The following is an 18,226-nucleotide window of genomic DNA, read 5'->3' as shown; positions in this document are numbered from 1 at the left end:
TTAAAACCTCAATAAAATCTTGAATTGCTCGCGAACATCACCGCGCAAAGGAATAGTAACGGGCGTTTTGATGATCTCCACCCCGCCAATCAGTTCATTGCTCTCACACCAAAGCTTACCCAAAGGAACATGTTGTTTGGGAGTCCCATGCACCAAAACAGCAACAGAGGCGGCTTTTCTACCGTCAACATCTTGAAAATCCGTGCGTGCTGCAATAAGAACGGCTGTGCCCATAAAGGAGGGTTGATAACAATCGCCCAAATGGTGATACACACCCGCCAAATTCTGTTCTACCGGCTGGACAATGTTGCATCTGCGATATCCAATGACATCATCCTCACTGTTTTTTAACACGAGATAAAGGGTACGGTTGCAAAACCACTCTGCCATCAAAATATCGCGTTCATGTTTTTTAACAGAACACCAAGGGAAATTTGCCATATCCCATGGATAATCAATCTGCTCCCAACTTAATTCCCCATCCCCGTCATCCATCCAATTGCCAATTAGTGTGCCTTCTTCTTTTGTCAGCCTGTGCTTGATTTCTGTTGTGCGACCAAAGGAAAACAGTGTGTCCCTCGCTGTTAAGCGCACACCGCTCTCATAGTCCAGCAGACTGTCATCAAGCCGTGACATATTGCCTTCCATAGCTTGCACGTCATAACCATTGACACCGCGGCGAAAATCAGAGCGCAAACTTTTGGAAAGTTCTGTAATGGCTTCAATGGCTTCAAGAGCACTTTGTTCAGGCAATTGATCAAAGTAAAGTTGAAAGGAATTCCACCACGCACGCCCTGACCATGCTGGTGTAAATCGTGCTGTAATCTGAAGCCATGCAAGCCCTCTATCAATGGCCGCTAAAGAACCGCGAATATTTTGCCATTGCAGCCCTTGGTCAATCAAATCATAAGGATTAGAAAAATATGGGCTTAATTCTTGTAAACCATATTCGTCGATCAAGTAAGGCAACCATGAAGGGGGACGCGTGATAAATTTCGCGCGGGGGATTTCTTCAAGAGTGTTTTTAACCTGCGGATCAAAAGCCATTGCTTCGGCTAAACAGCGTTCAAACAAGCTCGAATTTTGCGGTAAAAGTGAGGAAATCATCAATAAGCATGCCCCCGTTTAGACAAGACAATCTCCCCTAAAGCCACCGCCTCATCAGGCGCGACCACAATATCTGTTAAGGGCTGTGTTAAAATCACATGGTGGACACCTTCAACCATCAAGCGGCTTATCACCCAACTTAAAGACAGATCACGCCCAAGCCTTTGCGCGCGTGCCCATTCCGTTTGCAAATTGTTCACGGCTTTTTCCAAAACAAGGGGACCTTCATTGGGCAACAACCAGAGATCAGCATGCACATCGATAATCCGCTGTACAGCACTTTTTACAAGGATATGATCATTGGTCATTTTAACCTGTTTTTCATCAAGAGCTGCTTGTACCTTGGCAATCAAAGCCTCATCGGCAATACCAGAAGGGCTATCGCTAAAAAGCGCAACATGAATAAGCGGGCTTTTCCCCACACGATAAACAAAAGCATCCTTGACACGGATATCACTTGAGAGGGCAAAATATTGATAACGTGGGATTGTGCCACCTGTAGAATGCCCTTGTCTATTCAAACGAATACGGCGACGATAGCGTTCATCATCCTCATCCAAAAGGCGGGAAACCCCATGAAAATCCCCCAAATGGTCTAAACTTGTCCCACGCGCAAAAGCAAGAAGATTGTCCCGCGCAACCTCATTTACCCGCTGGCGCAACAGCAATTCTTCATAAGCGGCTGCTTGCAATTGAATAACCACAGGATCATAAGCCGTCTTTTCCACATTATAAGGGATATTCTGTGCGGCAAAAAGCTTGGTTAAACGGGTGATTTTTTGCTGTAAAATGGCCTCAACGGAAAGTTCTTCAAGAATTTGTGGGAGGGGCAATTGCTCAAATTCTGTCATCACCCACCTCTAAATCGACACTTATCGGCTCCTTATGTGACCAATCGCCCAAATGCCCATCGGGATAAAACACACCTGTGAGAACAAAGTGGAATGTTCCCTCCCGCGTTGCTTTTATCAGATCTATCTTTTGCAACGAAAATCCAGGCTCTCCACATTCTGGGTCGTTTAAAGCTTGTACAATTGCTTGATAAAGCTGCAATATTGTCGCCGGATCAGCATTGGCATCTTGGAAAGCTCCAACATCACATCCATAATAACGTCGCAAAACCCGTGTGCCAATTTTTGTTGTCAAACATTTACGAAGGGACTGACAGCAGTGCGCCCAACCATATAACAGAGAGCCATCCTTTTCGTTTACTCCACAGCGCATGCTTTAAGCACCTTTCGCTGCCTTTGTTGAAGAAACGACAGATGTTTGTTTCTCAGCAATCTGACCAAGCAGCAATGGGTATTTGGCCGCCTCATCGCTTAAACAAATTTCTTCACCTTTTCCCGGTGAACGATTGCCTGCCACAAAATCCGCATTGGTTAAAATGACATAAGTTTTTTCACGCATGATAAACTCCTTTAAAGAGGGCTAGAGGTTGTAGAGGGACCAATTTTGACCCCACCATGTTTGTGGTTTGCTCCAACAGATGTTTGATTATGGTACAAATCTTCTGCTTGAATCTGTACGCTTTCCTTCAGCGCAACACGGGTTTTCTGATGACAAAGCAGCAAACCTTTTTCACTCAAATGGATTTGGTTTTCTCCATGGGAGAGGATCAGTCCCTCTTTTGTAATACGCAAAGCGCCACCGGCATAACACAGCGCTAACTCTTGGTGTTGATGTGCGGGATTTGGCGCATCTTCACTATAGCTATCACGAACCACCAAAGAAGCCGAACCTATTTCCCCATGGGGATTAAACAACCGCACCGGATCACCAACATTTAAAGGCATATTGCTCGAAACAGCCCCAGCTGCTTCTTGTGCTTGCAACCAAGGCGATAACACCGCCTGCCCCTTTTGCCCTCGTGAGGAAACTTGCACCCGCACCCTATGTCCATCAACTTCTGCAACCCGCCCAATCATGTGCTGGTTGGCAAGACAGAGTTCAAGCTTATCCAGCCGTTTCATAATTTGCCGAAAGGTCGCAGCAATGAGATGGGCATCATTCATCACACGCCCTCATCTTCCAAACAGATCAAACCCTTTTTAAGCTGCTTACTCTCATAACAAAAAATATCGTGACCCAAATGATACAAATCTTGGTGCCATTCAACCACGCTTATTGCCACACCGCGTTGCTTAATCGCCGCAGAGATAACCGGTTCAATCTGCACTTCACGGGGTGCCCCCAAATGCGTTAACCCCCACAATTGCCCGCTATGACAAAGCACCGCAATGGCTTCAGCCAAAAGCCAACTGTGAACATCACGTTCTTTTCCTGTGGTGATAATAAAAGCGCCCAAATGAAGATCAGCACTCTGCTGCCCATTGGCGACAGAAGTCAAACGGCTTTCTAACACCGCAACACGGATTGCTGGTGCAACCAACATTTGGGTTTCAAGTTCTTCTAGATTAAAACGCCCAAATTGGCTCTCGCAATCACGCACATCAGGCAAAGCGCTTTTAAGGCTCTTTATAACCGCTTCACGAAGTGCATTGATACGCCCCATCTGCTTCATCATTTGACTCATGAAAAGGTCCTTTCCAACCAATCCTCTGCTGCTTTGACAATTTCCACTTTATTGCCCTCTGAAAGCCCTAAATAAGGGCGTGCTGGCATCGTTACTTGGTGGACACAAACAAAGCGCTGTGCTTTGCTGCTGTTAAGAAAAAAGCGAAGGGTTCTGCCATTTTTAGGGCGGATAACCCCACCCAATTGGTGAATACGGGCATAAACCAAACCACTGCCAATGATGACCTTTTCTGGAGATGCCACCATATCAATAGAGCGTGACAGTGCTCCGCTAGCATAAAGAATGGAGGTGCGGGCGTAATTGTTTTGCCACTTCTCTCCTTGAGGAGAGGTTTTTTCACTTTGAATCCGCCGCCTTGTGCTCTCTTGCAACAGACGCCCCACCCCTTGCGCTAAAGTTCCCATCGAACTATCAGCGCCTTTTTGCAAGAAAGACAGAGCCGCTTCAAGCCCCATTTCTTTAATTTCAATAGGGGTGGAAATGCTCATTTTATCGCCCCATCAAACGTGGTTTTGCGTGAAAAAAAGCACCATCACGCACCGGCCCATCTTCACTCATAATTTTTGGTTCATCTAAGCCTAAACCCGCTTTGCCCTCCGCAATGCGTTTCAAGAGATCAATCGCCTGTTTGTGACGATCTTCAATAGTGGTGGTAAGAGCCGTATGACGGATGGCTAAATTATAAACAGCAAGATTGACACAAATCATGCCCAACGCTGTTGGCTGTCCGGCAATCGGGACGCAGTAGCGATGAGACAGATGGGCATCAATCTCACCACTTGCTTGTTCTAGCGCACGAAAAATTGCTTGATCAGAGAGTGCTTTGTCTGGATTTTCGCCAATCCCGCACAAATCATCCAAGAAATCGTCACCCCAGAGCTCTTCAATCAAGGTTTTATTTGCATAAGCCATCGAGACTCTTTTCCTCAGACAACCTCTTGCAGCAAAACACCAGCATCTTTGGCTGCCACCAATTCACACACCCGTTCACCCACACGCACCCGTTTACCACCCGATAAACCGATATCTGGATCAGAGATCACCCCAGACAAACGCTCTCCCAATTGGGCGCTAAAGCCCCAACTAATCACCGAACCATCCGCCTGTTGTTTGGTGGGATCAATATAAAGCAGTGCTATCTTATTGCCCCAAACCCGCGCCAATTGTGCTGCGCGCCCTTTGCGTGCCAAATTCACTTGCGATTCACCAATGAGTAAACGCTCAGGGTGTATTTCCATCAGATCGGCAAATTGCGCCTTGGTGACAAAACCATCCGCAGTGCCACCCCCTTTAACAGCTTTGATAATTTTGGGATGGCGTTTGAGTTTTGACCAAACGACTTTACCCATAACAATGGTGTTTGGCGTATAGACAAGGCTTTTATCCATTGCCTCATCTAAAGTAGCATAAGGATCTGATTTGTCGTAATCGCTAAACTTATTCTCGCCCTTAAGATCAATCACCCGCTCTGGAGCATAATTTTCACGCGCTTGTACAAAGGCTGCAACACGCACTTCACGCCCCAATTCCAGCAAATTGGCAAGACCCTCCACAGCTGTCTTTTCGGGGTTATAACGAGAGCGTTTTTCTGCCCGTGCCCTTGCCGCTGCTTCAATATCCGAATTGGGAATGAGATCATCAAGCCCATAATCTTTGACACTGGCTTCCCGTTCAAAGGCCGAAAATTCTATCACATTCGGGCGTCCTTTGCGGCCAACCTCAAGTTCAGGAACGGTAAAATTTTCCGCTAAGGGAAATTCACTATATTTAAACACCTCGCTTAAAACAGAAACACGGGGCAAAACTTTGTCGCCAATAAGAGAACCTGCTGGATTGCGATAACCAATAGCAATAGCGGTAAGTGTTGGATCAATGGGAAAAGGTCTGTTCATTTTAAGCCTCGACTAATTTATTTTAAAAGAAATAACATCACCAGCAGAACCATCACTCATGGCAAGTCCAATCGTGCGATCTGTTCCTTCAGCCTTTATGGCGCGCCCCTTAGCATCGGAGGTCAAAAAATCACCAAAGGAAACATTGCCTCCACAAACCACTTCGCCCCAACCACATTGGCCAATATCAACCATCTCACCAGCCTTTGCGCTCAAAGACCCTGCAGTCCCTAATAGTTTATCTGTCTTACCAGAAGCGGTGACCACACATCCCTCACCGCGTGCTGCAACAATGCAATAAGGCGAAATCTCATCACCGGCGCGAAAAGATTTAATCAAAATCATTGTACTCATAACTGGCGCTCCTTTTGTTCGCAAACAGTGTCAACCGCTTGGCTAATGGTGATAAAGTGCCCTTTTTGCGCTTGTTCTTGTTGATAATGGCGTGCCGCAACAGCAACATCTTCTGGTGCAAGATTTTGTTCTTGTCTCAGAAAAGAGCGCTCTAAAGGACTTGTTGAAGCAAGAGTGGGCAACTTCTCAAGCAAACTTCTAAAATGCTCCATGCCCCCTTCAAGGCTACACAGTGCCCGATATTCCTCACGCGCAGCTGGCAAAATTTTGCCCTCTTCAATAGCTTTATCTAAAAGCCTCTCAATCGCATCATTTTTTTGCTCTGCCTGTAAAAGAGACAATTGATCGCGTGCCTCTGTTAATTGGGCATTCAATTCCACACGTTCCTTTTCGCGTGCCGCAACAGCGGCTAAAATTTCATCAAGCCGCACATCTTTTGAAAGCGAGAGTGCGCTAGCAATGGCTGTCAAATCCATATCTTTCTCCACATCAGTTGTTAAAGGGGGGTCTAAAGGCTGTTGACTGCTTAAAGCCGTCATGACAAGGGCTGGACGATTGACCAAACCAGCACCAGCTAACTGCAAAATTTCACCTTTCTTAGAATGGCGAAATTCAGGCGAAAGATAGCGATATTCGCGGGCAATAATTTTTTTGGCTGCCACCTCAGTCCACTTAACCCGTCCCCAAATCGCACCATCCCGCTCTGCTAATTCTTCAATCCAACCACTAGCCGGTGCTTCTAAACCTTTTTGTGCACGGTGATGTTGCCCATGCTCATAATCAATCACAAGCGGTCCTTTATTTCCCTCAAAAGCTTTTAAAATCCTTTGCGGGTTATAATGCCATTCCCGCCCATCACGCGCTTTCACATTGGGTGCTTTGGGTAAAATCTCTACCCACTCAGGCGCTTGTTTGCCTGTCATGTTTTCACATAAATTGTCTTCACAGAGATTGTCTTGGCACAAAACCTCTGGGCAAAGATCAATCAATGCGGTATGAACTGCCCCATCATGAAATGTCCCAGCATGCCCATCCTCTTGATCTTCGTGAAATTCCTGTTCCATCATTGCCTATTGCTTTACAGTTGTCATTGGCAATAGAATGCACGAAACCCATCCACGCTATAAGTCTGACACTGTCAGTCAAAAGAGCGTATTTTTAAAAGCACTTTAAAAGCGCCCTTTTCCCCACTTCTCCCTGATGAGAGAAAAGTCTCTTCCAAACACTCTTATAAAATCGTTTTCAAAGGCACTTCAAAGGCGATAGAGCGCCGTTATAAGTTTTAAGGTACAAATTATCGTCTTATACCAAAAAGCCTTTCTCAAGCCGTTTTTTTTTAAAGATTGCTTTTCTGCTTAAAAAGACTATAGTTTTAAACTGAAGGTGTGAGCCAGTTTTGCCAGGACGGCTTTGCCGGATCTGCGAGGAGTTGACCGCCCTCCATGCCTTCTTCATTTTTCTTACCCCTTCTCCTTTAAGACCACAGGAATTTCTTTCCGTTGTTTTCCCTACAACAACCCTCTCTCAAACCGTTTTTTAAAAGATTGCTTTTCTGTTCAAAAAGACTATAGTTTATAAACTGAAGGTGTGAGCCAGTTATACCAGGACGGCTTTGCCGGATCTGCGAGGAGTTGACCGCCCTCCACGCCTTCTTCATTTTTCTCACCCCTTTTTTTCTAAACCAGCATGGAATTTCTTTCCGTTGTTTTCCCTACAACAACCTCTCTCAAACCGTTTTTTAAAAGATTGCTTTTCTGTTCAAAAAGACTATACTTTTAAAGCGAAGGTGTGAGCCAGTTATGCCAGGGCGGCTTTGCCGGATCTGCGAGGAGTTGACCGCCCTCCACGCCTTCTTCATTTTTCTCACCCCTTCTCCTTTAAGACCACAGGAATTTCTTCTTGTTATTTCTCTACAACAATCTCTCGCCCTTTTTTTCGGCAGCATTTAATAAACGTTGAATTTCTCTAAAGCTCTTTTTATGCATAGAGATAAGCCACCACTCTTGTTTGCTAGCTACCCATTTGACCGCAAACCGCCACCATGCTCCCTCATTTTCACCTAAAAACACAACGCTCTGTGCATCTTTTCGCCTGATGATACCATGGGGGCGGATGAGGGTTTGAATGGCACCACGAAAATCATCCAAAGTCAGATCACGGGCTTGATGCTCCAACAAAATATGCTTCACACTGTCTGAAGAGAGGCGGACAAGGGAACTGTCCGTTGCAAAAACTTCACACACCTTGCTTGTCATCGGGGCAATGGGAAGAAATCCACGCGGCAAACGCTCTTCAAACATTGCTTGCAAAAGTGGAGAACCAACAATATCTTCAATGGCAATGCGCTTGCGCTCTTCCGGCATCCCAGAAATTTTATCACTCAAGAAACGGCTTAAGTTTTGTGCCCGCTGTTTTCCAGGGTTAGAGTTCCAACCAGGATCAATTCCTTTTGGGATCTTTTCAACTTTCCCTGTCCGTTTATTGTGCCAAACCTTCTGTTCCACTTGGAATGGGGCTGCATCCTCTTCATAGCCTAAATTTTCTGCTTCATAACGGCTCACCTGTCGCACACTGCATTTACACCGCCAACCATTGGGCGGATAAAGCCAATCCCAAACTGGGTCATCAACCGGTGCTGTAAAACCTACCCAACTTTCATGTTCTAAACGTTTGTGCTCTGAACTGGACAAAGCATAGGTCAGATAAGGCAAAAACTCTTTATTATTTTGCGTACGCTCCCACTCACCTGCCGCATGCGCACTCATGGTATTGGCCCAATAGACCGTTTCTAAACGCCGTGGGCTGCCCAACTGTACAACGCTCTTCTCACCGCTTTGTGGATCAAGGACACTCTTCCTCCCCCACCAGCCTTTTTCCTGTAAAAGCGGCATCAGATTTTTTTGAAAATCCTGAAAGGGAAGTCGATTTTTTATCGCCTCTCCAACCGCTCGCTTAAAATCATCTAAAATATCATAGCCAACCGATTTTGCCACCGTAAAGGAAAAAGCATGTTCCTCTGGTGCTATATCACGCCAATCAAAGCTTGGAACAACAGCCTTGGCGGCAAAATAACGTGTGACCTCTTTGGGAGCTGTTTTGAAAAGTTCCTCATCCATGATGCCCAAGCCCTCGTGCAATCATTTGCACCTTTGCCAAGCGTGCGGCTAACGCATGATGATCCATTTGACCTAGCAATTCATCTAAACCTTTGAGGATATCCTCATAACTTTTTGCTTGTTCAACAAGCTTTTTAAAGGGCTTTAAAAGGGGTTCTAAATCCTCTTCCCAGTCGCTTAAAGCCTCTTCAGAAAGCTGGTCCAATTCATCGTGATGATCTCCACCCTGCTCTCCTCCACTCTTGTGCTCTCTTGTTAGAGAAACATCAAAAGACCCACCACAATCGGCACAAACACTTGTCCCTTTGCTTTCCTCACCGCCCTCTTGTCTTGCCTCATCACCGATAACATGATCAGGAGACTTTAAAATATCTTCCTCTTTTGTTGGTTGCGAAAAACCAATCTTATTGCGCACTTCTTGCGCACCAACATGCAACCCCAAAGGCACAAGTTTTGCCAATGCATCACTCAAAGCCTTAATATCTTCATTTTCAGAGATTGGCCAATAGACAAGCGGGTAGTGCTCTTGACGACCGAAATTAATATCAACAAACGGCACAATCAAATCACGATTAGCAGTAAGCGCCAATTGGCGTGCATCAGCTCTGGCAATATCATGGCGGACATTTTCATGAATACGCGCTTGCGAAAAAGACGAACCATCATCCGTTGTCATGGTTTGCCCTAAAACACCCTTAGAAATCTGCCGATCTAAATATTCCGCTTTCGCAGCAAAAACAGCATTGCCACTGCCCCCCGCTGCTTCAATAAATTCAATCTCCATTTCTTTAGGAATGATCGCTGCCGCATCACTGGATAAATCACGCACAGCCTGAATAAGCACCCGCCGCTCCTCATGGGAAGAGCTCGCTCCATATTTTCCCAAACGCAACGGCATGCCGTAAATTTCTAAAAAGGCCATCCAATCCTTTAAGGTATAAGACTTAAAAAGGAAAGCCCAAGCCGCAAGCCTCGCAAGCCCCGTCCGGATTGGCAAACCGCTTTTAAGCTTTGGTCGATGAATGGAAAATTTATAAGCAGGCAATTCGCTACCATCTTGAGAGCCATCTTCTTCTTTTAAACGCAAATGAAAACCATCCCGTCTATCCAATTGGAAAAACCGCTGATCACGCCATTTCCACGCAACAGGCCACCATGCTGTGGCACTTTTGTCCCACAAGGTTTCAACAACCGCATAACCCTTGCCCAAAGCATCTAATAAATCCGTCACATAATCATCAACAAAAGTTGGTGCCCTAATCACTTCGTAAACAGCATCGGCAATTTTTTTGTCCAAAGCACTCTCACTTGCGGCAATCACTCCAGGTTCCACCCCTGTCAGAGCATTTTTACGCATGCCAAGCACAGCACGATAATGCAAATCACGCTCTTCCATTTCATCAGCAAGCTGGAAAAATTGTTCTGGAGTGCCTTGCGCTGCCTGTTGCAAAATATCAGCAAGTTGCAAAGGTGTCAGACCACTGACAAGGGTTTGTGACCAAACATCACGAACCCCACCAATCGTTGGTGCCGCAACTTCACGCTCCAACCCTTTGACTTTAAGCGCCCTACCCCATTGGTCGACAAGTTTTACCATTTCACAATTCCCTCAATAAATCTTTGACCGCATTGTTGAAAAAAAGGGGGTTGAAAAAAGCGGATTTTCCTCAAAACCATCAACAGCACGAACAGGTGTATAGTCGTAAATCTCAGGGGTTTGACGGCTAGCAAAATAAGCCAAAGCACAAGCAATAGCGCTATCACCATGGCGCATAAAACCATCACTGCCTTTAAAACGATGATTATCAGGAATTTTCACAATGCCATTCACATAAGCAAGGGCTTGATGATCAGCAACAATGTCACAATCGCGCGGCAAAACAATAGAGCCATCCCCAAAAGCTTCTAAGTAAGCAGGCATTTCTTTGCCATACCAACTTTGCGATAATTGCACTTCCTTTACACAAGCCCCATAACGTTGTGCCGCTTTTTCCGCTAAATAAGCCCCATTGCCCCGTGCATCCAAAGCGCCCCCCAACAAACGCGGCAAACCACTCACCACATAAAATAAAATCTCTCTTTGTTGATCAAAGGGTGTATTGCGCAACTCCACCATAAACCGGACACGGCGCACCAGATCTTGCCCAATTTCTAAAACCACAATCGAGGTTGCATCCCCAGATCTGGCAAAATCAACTCCAAAAACATGTTGGCGCCGCCGATCAAGCCCCGCATGAAGAGGCTTTAAGTGCCCATCACACCAGTTAAGCGCCGCAACACTTCGTTGATAATCCGATTGATTTTTAAAAGCATCCACACAAGCAAAACGCAACACCGCAATATCAGGTGCACAACAATTTTCAATCTGTAAGCGCGTTAAAGCGGCCCCTTCTTGATCTGCTGGGATAGCATCCAATTCTTGCCGCATCGCAGAAAAACGCACCCCATAAGACGCACGAATCTGCTGCTCCCATTGTTGCTCCGCCCTTGCACTCCACACCTCCCCCTTCATGGCACAAACCCGTTTAAACAAACCATTTTTAACCGCCTCAACAAAGGGGTAACAATGCACAGAAAAAGGAACCTTCCCCGCCCTTGCCTCACGGATCAATTCATTGAAAGGGTTTAATACGCCATTATGCGTGGAAATCACACGGATCTTACCACCCCAAATCAACAAAGCATTGACCGCATCCAAAACAGCCCGCACATCTTGATGAAAAGCCGCCTCATCAACCACCACAATCCCCTGCAGCCCGCGAATATTTTCAGGGCGGCTCGAAAGCGCTTCAATACGAAAACCAGAAGCAAAACGCACACGGTAAGCAGAAATATATTTTGTCGAGCCATCCGCCTTTTGATCAGAAAATAAAAATTCCTCCACATCGCCACTATTGCTGGTAATAGCCCTTGCAAAATTGCTCACATAGCCAATAAATTCCCGTCCCTTTTCTTTGCTATCGCCAATGTAAAAAACATTATCACCACCCGCTTCTCGCTTAGCCGCAGCAATCAATGTATCATCTAAAGCTTCAGCAAAAGTAATGCCGGTGCGCCGCCCCTTTTCAACCAGTTTTAACGGTGATTTATCTTCAATCCATGCCCGTTGATGTGCCATCAAAACACCATCCGCTAAAGGATCTTGCTCTTTTGGAAAAACACTTGCCTTCCAAACATCACAACCGCTTTGATGATCAGCATGTTTTTCTATAAAAGAGCACCTTTCAGCCATGTTTTATCCCCAACACTTGCGCACGAATGGCCCGCGCTGTCTCCTTGGAAAGTCCCGCCGCTGCCGCTGCCGCATCAACCGCTTTGCTCGCTTGGGTCGCAAAATCTTTCTCAAGCTTTTGCCGTCTGGTGGTCGACAAATGTTCCGCAGCCAACACACCCTTTAGTGCATTTGCCAACTCTTGTGCCGCTTTTGGTGAAAGGTTTTTCCCACTGCTTAATGTAGAAAAAATAAGCTCTTTAATCGCCGCTGCCGTCAACAGCGTAATATTGTCACAAGCTTTAGCATCAAAGCGCTGTGAAAGGCTTGCCGCTATTTCCCTTGTCTGTTCTAGGCGCCGTGACATCACAGCCAAACGCAAAGAATAACGATTAAAACTGGAAAAAGAAGGGATCGAAAAACTTAATCCCGTTTCCTTTTGCAAAGCCTTTAAAGCCGCTTTAAAATCACTATAAATAGCCATTTGTGTTTTCTCACGCCCATTTAAAGCCTCAGCAGCCGCAGCAATAATCTGATCACAAGCTTGCGGCAATAAATCAATCGCCGTTAAGCGTCCACGCCCGACCTTGCGCATCCTTCACCTCATATTTTATTGATGTGCGTTTGGGTCGTTTAATCCCTTCAATAGGAAAACTCCGGTCTAAATGACGCGCCCCCCGTTCTGTTAACGCCGCAAGCAAAACCGAACCCACCTGTTTTAATGTGACAGCACCCTGATCTTCCATCCATGCCAATTCATTATGCACAAAATCCCGATCGCGTCTGATACCATAGCTGTATAAAAGCCTCTCAATCATCGCACTCGACAAAGTCTCACTGCGCTCACAAAAAAGCCCTTTTAAAATAATCAACCGCGCTTCTTCACGGATGATCTTATCCATATCTGCTTTCATTTTTGGCATTCTCCAGTAAAAACTCTTGCAAACGCTCTCCAATCGCCGCCACCGGTTGCAACTGCGCAGAAAGTGTATTGAGACGCCCATTCAACCGTTCCATATTCACTTCCAATCGTTGCAGTCCGTCACGATCAGGCAAAAAATCCATCTCCGTTTCTAACTTTTGCACACGCTCCTTAAGCAGTACGAGATCTTTCAACATTTCTCGCGCACCAGAAGAAAAATAGGCTTTCAAAACACCACAAATTGCAACAATCGACAGCAGTAAAGACAACCAGCCATTGGCAACACTAATATCCAAATTCACTTCAATTCCCCCTCCCTCTTGGCTAAAACCGCTCTCACAGCAGCAGCACGACGCTGTTCACAGATCAATAAAGCCGCACGGTCACGCCCCCAATAATGCACCACTTCTCGTGTGTTCAAAGCACGCTCTGGAAGAAAAAGCGGGCGAGAACACGCAACTTGGGCTAAAGGCGGCAATGTAACCGATAAAAACCGATAAGAAAGATTATCCACCGGCTTGCTTGTTGAGCAACCGCACACGTTCAAGCTCAATACCACAGCCAGTAACCGGCAAAGTCCCATTTGCTGCCTCCATTTTTGTAAGCTTTTGTTCCAAAGCTGCAATCATCCTTTGCGCACGACTTTCAGCAACATCTGCTGCTTGCCTTTGCCGCTCTTTCTCAAGCTGTGCGCGTGCCGAAATCTTGGCAATTTCCAATTGCCAATACAAATCACGCGCTTTTACCGCTTTGAAAACTTGCGCTTTCATAAAGCCAAATTCCACCAACAGCACACTTGCCAAAAAAACCATCCCAAAAGACAATTTTGAAAGAGGGCTAAACATTGCGTTTATCCCCCAATTGCATGGACATAATCCTCTTTTGTTTTTGGCTCTTGCCCCTGTTATCATGCTTCCTATTGGAAAAATCCAATGAACCAAAGCCGCGGTGCACACCCAAATTGCCAACGATAATCGCCACCATTGAGGGAATAGAAATGCCCGCCAAATCAACAATGCGCTCCACACCTAACAAACCACCAAAAACAAGCAAAAAAACAACCCCCCAAGCAAACCAAAAAGACCACCATAAATAGAGCCTCGAACCACGATAAGATGGCTTCATAGCTTCGCCTCGCAAAAAAGCCCCAAAAGCTTTTTAGCGCGATTCAGATAGGTCAAGCGTTGCACAAGCCCGTTCTTTCCTCCATTAATCGCCTTGGTGATCCTGAGACAATCATCTTGATCTGCTAACCTATTCAAACCTTTCATCTGCCAAAACCAAATGGCCGACCAAAGCGCTGCTGGAAACCTTTCCACCATTTCTGGAAAAGCTTCATAATCAACAGCCTGTTCATTGATCGAACACCAAAACTGCGTAAAACGTTGATAATTCTTGCGCCCTGTTAATTGGATCAAACCGCGCCCCTTAAAGCGCACTCCATCCCCTGGCTTAACATTGCCTAAATCTTTGCGCCCCTCATAAGCACGCCCAGAAGCATATTCACACACCGTAAAAAAACCATCACTTTCATGCGCACATTGGCTTAGAAAATGCGCAATACGCAAGGGTGTTGTCAGTGCAGCATAAGACAAAGCTTCAGGCAATGCCCGTGCCATTTCCACAATAATAAAATCTTGGCGCGCATGATGCGCCAATTTAGGAGCAAGCTTATGAAGAAAAGAACTGTCTATCGAAACCATAACAAAACACCGCATGCATAAAATTCATGCGCAGTTTATTGGATTTCTAATCGCAAAAATAAGTCTGACACTGTCAGTCAAACAATTTCAAGACTCAATTAAAGTTCTGGAAATAAGAGACCTTGGGGTTCTTGCAAAGAAATTTTCTTCTTCAAGCGATAAGCTGTACGCACATGCATACCAGAAACAGCAGCCGCAGCATCGGCAGACCAGCCTTTTTGCAAGGCTTCTATCATTTTTTGCCGCCGTTCAGCATCTTTGCCAAGGGGGATCAGAAGGCGCACACCAGAACCATTAAAACAAAAATGCTTGATCAGTTGCTCTGTTTCTTCAAGCCCTACAATTTCAACCAACCAATCAGCATTTTCAAGGCGCCCAGGAAGATAAACCTGTCGCCCTCCAAAAGCCCGCATCATATTCCATGCCGCCTCATTGCCAGCAACAGCGGCTATTTCACGCAATAATGCAGGAAAATCGCTATAAGCTTCCTCTTGCACGCTCGCTTATCCCCCATAATCTTTCCTCCCGCGAATTTTCCGCCCCCAAACATTCATCACTTGCCTCAAAGCAAAAACATCCATCTCGTCCAACCCCTTACCACTCACAGCCATAACACCTTGATGAAAAGCCTCAAGGTCAAAGGACCCACGGGGATGCAAACGCTTCCATTGGGCACGCAAAATCAAATATCCCAGTAGTTTTTGCCCCAGTCGTTTCTGTAAAGAATCTTGAATCTTTTTCCCTTTCCAGTCAACCCCGCCCTCACGCTGCAACCAATTTTTTAACGCCTCAATAGCTTTGGCCGCATCATCTCCATCCCGTAAAAAACGAATATGATCAATCCCCGTTTGCCGTTTGACAAAGGCAAGCAATGCCTTATCTGAACGATCACGGATAATGCCAAGATTCCATCCCGCAATCCATAAAGCCTGAAGCTTTTTAGCATATTTGCCCTCTAACCGTTTTCTATCTTCCTGAAAACCGAACGCTTTCATCTCATCAACAACAAGACGCTGTTCTAAAACAGTTAAATCTTTTGCCGATTGCTTGCCTGTTAAGCGAAAAAGCAGGGCGCGATAGGTCTCATCATCAAGACCTAACGCACGTTTGCCCATATGAAGAACAGCCAAAGACATGGGACCGCCTCCTCACGTCTTTGCCAAATCAATCGTGACAGGATGCCAAGGATGCTCCAAACTCTCCCGTTCATAAAAACGCACATATTCCTTACTGGTCGTCACACGGATCGCTTCACGAATTGCACGCATAGCTTCCTGCCAGCGAGGGTCATCAATATCCAAACGCAACAACATAAAGATTTCGCCACGATTAACTTTCCCTTCTTTATCGGTATTAAAAGCACGCGTAATAATAGCGCGGATTTCAGGACGCGCATCCGCAGACCACTCATTTAAACATTCATCAAGAAGGCTTTTGGCTATTTGCAATTGCGGACCAAAATCAAAGCTCTCTTGCACTTGCACCCGAATGCGTTGCAAACCATCAAAACTCTGGTAAGTACAATTGCCCTTTTTGCCGCGCCGCTCCACACCATATTCTTGCGCAAGCAAACTATCAAAGGCACTCAAATCCGCAATCGTATGATTGTTAAAACGCGCAACCCTTGCCGATAATTCTTTGGCAAAGCCCATAATTTTACGCACCGTTTCATCTTCTAATAAATCCGCAGGACGGATCAGATTGACCGGCACCAAAGCCCCTTTCGCATCCTTCATATAATGCGTGCCTTCAAGCTCAATTCGTTGATTCATCACAAAAATCCTCCTTGTTTTTTTGCAAACGGCGAAACGGTATAACTTCACCTGATTGCGGCTGATACCCCGCTTTTATTTGCCAACGATACCGACAAAGTTCATGACCCAAAATGTGGTTATAGCGCGCCAAACGACGCAAATAATCATTCAATTCTCGAACATCTTTCGCACTCAAAAAAATGCCTTCCAACTCATGCTTTAACAAAGCAGAACGCATGGCAACCAAACATTCGCCGACCATATAGGGATTGCGTTTCATGACTTGCCTCCTCCAAAATCTATAGGAATAACTGTACCTGTCTCACCAATTGTTTTTGTCTCATCTCCTGCCTCATCCCTCTTTGAAGAAGGATTTTGGCAACGGGCAAAAGAGTCCACCACTTGGTTTTCTAAAACCGCTTCTGCTTCGCTTAGACGGTGAATACTCAATTCCAATTCAAGCGATAACGCCAAATCAACACAAAGTTTAATCTGGTCGCCAATCTCAAAACCACGTTGATAATCGTCATAAAGACCAACAAGCGTATTGGATAATTCTTTATCGCATAAAGGGATCATGCCAATTCCTCCACATCACGGTTTTTCCAAGCCGCTTTGACATGTTTAAGCGTGACCTCACACCCATCACCAAGGGCTGCCATGCGTGCCAGCATCATGGTTTTGTCAATTTGCCGCAAAGCGCCAGCCTTTAAACCAATCCCTGTCAGAAACTTAATCGCCCCAGCATCTTCAATCCCCCAATCATGGATACGAGCGGCAATATCTTCACTATAGGGCTTACGGCGCTTCAAATGCATCGCCAAACGGCTTTTAATTTGCGCATAAGAAGGACCATTTTGACGGTGAACCAAACGTCCAGAAATCTCATCATTGCCAACCAAAGCCAAACCCGTGCCATTGACATCAACAAAATGGCGCAATTGATTAATCGCCTCATCCGTTAAATTTTGCGCCTCATCAACAATCAGTAACGTCCCACCACCTACCCGCTCTAACCTCTTGCCAATAGCGCGTGTTAAGCGGGTGGGATTATATTCCACCACTTCCAATTCTGCTGCCATATCATTCAAAATACCATGAACACTGCGCGTATGCGGACTTGCTGTCACTAAATAAACATGCGGGCGCGTCGCACGATAATGGCGGCATGTTTCTGTCTTGCCACTGCCCGCATCAAGCGTAATCATCACCATATCACCCGTGCTTTGTGCCAGTGTTAAAGTGTCAATGATTTCCTGCGCAATACGATTCCTCTGAAAAGCCGGCTTTTCAGGAATACGCTCCAAAAGTTCATCCACCTCCTTTAAAGCCTCCACCCACTGTTGAACTTTTGTATTCTGCTTACCCAATTGCCCCGCATAACTGCCCGCATACCATTGCGAAAATGTTCCATCCGGCATGCCAATGCGCCGCGCAACTTCCGCCTTCGTCCAATCATGCATTTTTGCGATAGCTCTCACCGAATCCACAAGTGCATTCCATAAGGCAATATCATCACTGTTGCGGTTTGCTGCTGTTTCGGGCTGGATTTTTGGTCGCGCCCAAGGATTTTTCTCAACTGTTGCATTGATCGCGTATTTCATCTATAATCCCCTCTTGTATTGATT

General features: G+C 45.8%; 27 protein-coding genes. All 27 read right to left on the bottom strand.

Annotated elements, in window-relative coordinates; translation table 11 throughout:
• The 27 genes from LNM86_RS06395 to LNM86_RS06265 all read right to left on the bottom strand — a co-directional run bounded on the left by LNM86_RS06395 (position 1) and on the right by LNM86_RS06265 (position 18,202).
• Positions 1-1,107, bottom strand: coding sequence for a phage tail protein (locus tag LNM86_RS06395; RefSeq protein WP_241438615.1), 1,107 nt, complete (start codon positions 1,105-1,107; stop codon positions 1-3).
• Positions 1,107-1,958: a baseplate assembly protein gene (locus tag LNM86_RS06390; protein WP_241438614.1), complete on the bottom strand. Its 852-nt coding sequence runs from the start codon at positions 1,956-1,958 to the stop codon at positions 1,107-1,109. The genes LNM86_RS06395 and LNM86_RS06390 overlap by 1 nt, the downstream gene beginning before the upstream one ends.
• Complete coding sequence (locus LNM86_RS06385; protein ID WP_241438613.1) at positions 1,945-2,331, bottom strand: GPW/gp25 family protein; 387 nt, start codon at positions 2,329-2,331, stop codon at positions 1,945-1,947. The genes LNM86_RS06390 and LNM86_RS06385 overlap by 14 nt, the downstream gene beginning before the upstream one ends.
• A 3-nt stretch (positions 2,332-2,334) precedes the next feature.
• A complete protein-coding gene (locus LNM86_RS06380) occupies positions 2,335-2,517 on the bottom strand; it encodes a hypothetical protein (protein ID WP_241437170.1) in 183 nt (60 codons plus the stop codon).
• A gap of 11 nt (positions 2,518-2,528) precedes the next feature.
• Entirely contained in the window at positions 2,529-3,122 is a 594-nt protein-coding gene (locus LNM86_RS06375) for a baseplate assembly protein (RefSeq protein ID WP_241438612.1), read from the bottom strand.
• Entirely contained in the window at positions 3,122-3,643 is a 522-nt protein-coding gene (locus LNM86_RS06370; protein ID WP_241438611.1) for a hypothetical protein, read from the bottom strand. Before LNM86_RS06370 ends, LNM86_RS06375 begins: the two co-directional genes overlap by 1 nt.
• Positions 3,640-4,134 (bottom strand): phage virion morphogenesis protein, encoded by a 495-nt coding sequence (locus LNM86_RS06365; RefSeq protein WP_241438610.1) that lies wholly within the window; start codon positions 4,132-4,134, stop codon positions 3,640-3,642. Before LNM86_RS06365 ends, LNM86_RS06370 begins: the two co-directional genes overlap by 4 nt.
• Position 4,135: 1 nt before the next feature.
• Entirely contained in the window at positions 4,136-4,558 is a 423-nt protein-coding gene (locus LNM86_RS06360) for a gp436 family protein (protein ID WP_241438609.1), read from the bottom strand.
• Positions 4,559-4,572: 14 nt separating this feature from the next.
• The gene (locus LNM86_RS06355) at positions 4,573-5,538 is read right to left on the bottom strand and encodes a major capsid protein (RefSeq protein WP_241437175.1); all 966 of its coding nucleotides are present in this window, start codon (positions 5,536-5,538) and stop codon (positions 4,573-4,575) included.
• A gap of 12 nt (positions 5,539-5,550) precedes the next feature.
• Positions 5,551-5,892 carry a capsid cement protein gene (locus tag LNM86_RS06350; RefSeq protein WP_241437176.1) on the bottom strand — a complete coding sequence of 114 codons (342 nt, stop codon included), beginning with the start codon at positions 5,890-5,892 and terminating at the stop codon, positions 5,551-5,553.
• Entirely contained in the window at positions 5,889-6,956 is a 1,068-nt protein-coding gene (locus LNM86_RS06345) for a phage protease (protein ID WP_241438918.1), read from the bottom strand. Before LNM86_RS06345 ends, LNM86_RS06350 begins: the two co-directional genes overlap by 4 nt.
• 846 nt (positions 6,957-7,802) lie before the next feature.
• Entirely contained in the window at positions 7,803-9,008 is a 1,206-nt protein-coding gene (locus tag LNM86_RS06340; protein WP_241437805.1) for a phage head morphogenesis protein, read from the bottom strand.
• Positions 9,001-10,605 (bottom strand): DUF935 domain-containing protein, encoded by a 1,605-nt coding sequence (locus tag LNM86_RS06335; RefSeq protein ID WP_241437806.1) that lies wholly within the window; start codon positions 10,603-10,605, stop codon positions 9,001-9,003. The genes LNM86_RS06340 and LNM86_RS06335 overlap by 8 nt, the downstream gene beginning before the upstream one ends.
• Positions 10,606-10,617: 12 nt before the next feature.
• A complete protein-coding gene (locus LNM86_RS06330) occupies positions 10,618-12,240 on the bottom strand; it encodes a hypothetical protein (protein ID WP_241437807.1) in 1,623 nt (540 codons plus the stop codon).
• The gene (locus tag LNM86_RS06325) at positions 12,233-12,814 is read right to left on the bottom strand and encodes a phage protein Gp27 family protein (RefSeq protein ID WP_241437180.1); all 582 of its coding nucleotides are present in this window, start codon (positions 12,812-12,814) and stop codon (positions 12,233-12,235) included. The genes LNM86_RS06330 and LNM86_RS06325 overlap by 8 nt, the downstream gene beginning before the upstream one ends.
• Entirely contained in the window at positions 12,777-13,133 is a 357-nt protein-coding gene (locus LNM86_RS06320) for a VpaChn25_0724 family phage protein (RefSeq protein ID WP_241437181.1), read from the bottom strand. The genes LNM86_RS06325 and LNM86_RS06320 overlap by 38 nt, the downstream gene beginning before the upstream one ends.
• Positions 13,114-13,443, bottom strand: a complete 330-nt coding sequence (locus tag LNM86_RS06315) for a DUF2730 family protein (RefSeq protein WP_241438839.1) — start codon at positions 13,441-13,443, stop codon at positions 13,114-13,116. The genes LNM86_RS06320 and LNM86_RS06315 overlap by 20 nt, the downstream gene beginning before the upstream one ends.
• The gene (locus LNM86_RS06310; RefSeq protein WP_241437182.1) at positions 13,440-13,655 is read right to left on the bottom strand and encodes a hypothetical protein; all 216 of its coding nucleotides are present in this window, start codon (positions 13,653-13,655) and stop codon (positions 13,440-13,442) included. The genes LNM86_RS06315 and LNM86_RS06310 overlap by 4 nt, the downstream gene beginning before the upstream one ends.
• Positions 13,648-13,986 carry a hypothetical protein gene (locus LNM86_RS06305; RefSeq protein WP_241437808.1) on the bottom strand — a complete coding sequence of 113 codons (339 nt, stop codon included), beginning with the start codon at positions 13,984-13,986 and terminating at the stop codon, positions 13,648-13,650. The genes LNM86_RS06310 and LNM86_RS06305 overlap by 8 nt, the downstream gene beginning before the upstream one ends.
• On the bottom strand, positions 13,979-14,266 hold the full coding sequence (locus LNM86_RS06300) for a hypothetical protein (protein WP_241437184.1): 288 nt from the start codon (positions 14,264-14,266) through the stop codon (positions 13,979-13,981). Before LNM86_RS06300 ends, LNM86_RS06305 begins: the two co-directional genes overlap by 8 nt.
• Complete coding sequence (locus tag LNM86_RS06295) at positions 14,263-14,859, bottom strand: glycoside hydrolase family 19 protein (RefSeq protein ID WP_241437809.1); 597 nt, start codon at positions 14,857-14,859, stop codon at positions 14,263-14,265. Before LNM86_RS06295 ends, LNM86_RS06300 begins: the two co-directional genes overlap by 4 nt.
• 83 nt (positions 14,860-14,942) lie before the next feature.
• The gene (locus tag LNM86_RS06290) at positions 14,943-15,341 is read right to left on the bottom strand and encodes a helix-turn-helix domain-containing protein (RefSeq protein WP_241437810.1); all 399 of its coding nucleotides are present in this window, start codon (positions 15,339-15,341) and stop codon (positions 14,943-14,945) included.
• A gap of 6 nt (positions 15,342-15,347) precedes the next feature.
• Positions 15,348-15,980 carry a regulatory protein GemA gene (locus LNM86_RS06285; RefSeq protein WP_241437811.1) on the bottom strand — a complete coding sequence of 211 codons (633 nt, stop codon included), beginning with the start codon at positions 15,978-15,980 and terminating at the stop codon, positions 15,348-15,350.
• Between the two features lie 12 nt (positions 15,981-15,992).
• The gene (locus LNM86_RS06280) at positions 15,993-16,616 is read right to left on the bottom strand and encodes a DUF3164 family protein (RefSeq protein WP_241437188.1); all 624 of its coding nucleotides are present in this window, start codon (positions 16,614-16,616) and stop codon (positions 15,993-15,995) included.
• Entirely contained in the window at positions 16,600-16,878 is a 279-nt protein-coding gene (locus LNM86_RS06275) for a hypothetical protein (protein WP_241437812.1), read from the bottom strand. Before LNM86_RS06275 ends, LNM86_RS06280 begins: the two co-directional genes overlap by 17 nt.
• On the bottom strand, positions 16,875-17,177 hold the full coding sequence (locus LNM86_RS06270) for a hypothetical protein (protein ID WP_241437813.1): 303 nt from the start codon (positions 17,175-17,177) through the stop codon (positions 16,875-16,877). The genes LNM86_RS06275 and LNM86_RS06270 overlap by 4 nt, the downstream gene beginning before the upstream one ends.
• Positions 17,174-18,202: an AAA family ATPase gene (locus tag LNM86_RS06265; RefSeq protein ID WP_241437814.1), complete on the bottom strand. Its 1,029-nt coding sequence runs from the start codon at positions 18,200-18,202 to the stop codon at positions 17,174-17,176. The genes LNM86_RS06270 and LNM86_RS06265 overlap by 4 nt, the downstream gene beginning before the upstream one ends.
• Positions 18,203-18,226 lie beyond the last annotated feature (24 nt).

Source organism: Bartonella machadoae, assembly GCF_022559585.1.
Classification (GTDB): domain Bacteria; phylum Pseudomonadota; class Alphaproteobacteria; order Rhizobiales; family Rhizobiaceae; genus Bartonella; species Bartonella machadoae.
This window is presented reverse-complemented; position numbering and strand designations above follow the sequence as displayed.

Coding starts and splice junctions, on each gene's coding strand:
- LNM86_RS06395 (WP_241438615.1), bottom strand. CDS start 1,107: ATGATTTCCTCACTTTTACCGCAAAATTCGAGCTTGTTTGAACGCTGT.
- LNM86_RS06390 (WP_241438614.1), bottom strand. CDS start 1,958: ATGACAGAATTTGAGCAATTGCCCCTCCCACAAATTCTTGAAGAACTT.
- LNM86_RS06385 (WP_241438613.1), bottom strand. CDS start 2,331: ATGCGCTGTGGAGTAAACGAAAAGGATGGCTCTCTGTTATATGGTTGG.
- LNM86_RS06380 (WP_241437170.1), bottom strand. CDS start 2,517: ATGCGTGAAAAAACTTATGTCATTTTAACCAATGCGGATTTTGTGGCA.
- LNM86_RS06375 (WP_241438612.1), bottom strand. CDS start 3,122: ATGAATGATGCCCATCTCATTGCTGCGACCTTTCGGCAAATTATGAAA.
- LNM86_RS06370 (WP_241438611.1), bottom strand. CDS start 3,643: ATGAGTCAAATGATGAAGCAGATGGGGCGTATCAATGCACTTCGTGAA.
- LNM86_RS06365 (WP_241438610.1), bottom strand. CDS start 4,134: ATGAGCATTTCCACCCCTATTGAAATTAAAGAAATGGGGCTTGAAGCG.
- LNM86_RS06360 (WP_241438609.1), bottom strand. CDS start 4,558: ATGGCTTATGCAAATAAAACCTTGATTGAAGAGCTCTGGGGTGACGAT.
- LNM86_RS06355 (WP_241437175.1), bottom strand. CDS start 5,538: ATGAACAGACCTTTTCCCATTGATCCAACACTTACCGCTATTGCTATT.
- LNM86_RS06350 (WP_241437176.1), bottom strand. CDS start 5,892: ATGAGTACAATGATTTTGATTAAATCTTTTCGCGCCGGTGATGAGATT.
- LNM86_RS06345 (WP_241438918.1), bottom strand. CDS start 6,956: ATGGAACAGGAATTTCACGAAGATCAAGAGGATGGGCATGCTGGGACA.
- LNM86_RS06340 (WP_241437805.1), bottom strand. CDS start 9,008: ATGGATGAGGAACTTTTCAAAACAGCTCCCAAAGAGGTCACACGTTAT.
- LNM86_RS06335 (WP_241437806.1), bottom strand. CDS start 10,605: ATGGTAAAACTTGTCGACCAATGGGGTAGGGCGCTTAAAGTCAAAGGG.
- LNM86_RS06330 (WP_241437807.1), bottom strand. CDS start 12,240: ATGGCTGAAAGGTGCTCTTTTATAGAAAAACATGCTGATCATCAAAGC.
- LNM86_RS06325 (WP_241437180.1), bottom strand. CDS start 12,814: ATGCGCAAGGTCGGGCGTGGACGCTTAACGGCGATTGATTTATTGCCG.
- LNM86_RS06320 (WP_241437181.1), bottom strand. CDS start 13,133: ATGAAAGCAGATATGGATAAGATCATCCGTGAAGAAGCGCGGTTGATT.
- LNM86_RS06305 (WP_241437808.1), bottom strand. CDS start 13,986: ATGTTTAGCCCTCTTTCAAAATTGTCTTTTGGGATGGTTTTTTTGGCA.
- LNM86_RS06300 (WP_241437184.1), bottom strand. CDS start 14,266: ATGAAGCCATCTTATCGTGGTTCGAGGCTCTATTTATGGTGGTCTTTT.
- LNM86_RS06295 (WP_241437809.1), bottom strand. CDS start 14,859: ATGCGGTGTTTTGTTATGGTTTCGATAGACAGTTCTTTTCTTCATAAG.
- LNM86_RS06285 (WP_241437811.1), bottom strand. CDS start 15,980: ATGTCTTTGGCTGTTCTTCATATGGGCAAACGTGCGTTAGGTCTTGAT.
- LNM86_RS06280 (WP_241437188.1), bottom strand. CDS start 16,616: ATGAATCAACGAATTGAGCTTGAAGGCACGCATTATATGAAGGATGCG.
- LNM86_RS06275 (WP_241437812.1), bottom strand. CDS start 16,878: ATGAAACGCAATCCCTATATGGTCGGCGAATGTTTGGTTGCCATGCGT.
- LNM86_RS06270 (WP_241437813.1), bottom strand. CDS start 17,177: ATGATCCCTTTATGCGATAAAGAATTATCCAATACGCTTGTTGGTCTT.
- LNM86_RS06265 (WP_241437814.1), bottom strand. CDS start 18,202: ATGAAATACGCGATCAATGCAACAGTTGAGAAAAATCCTTGGGCGCGA.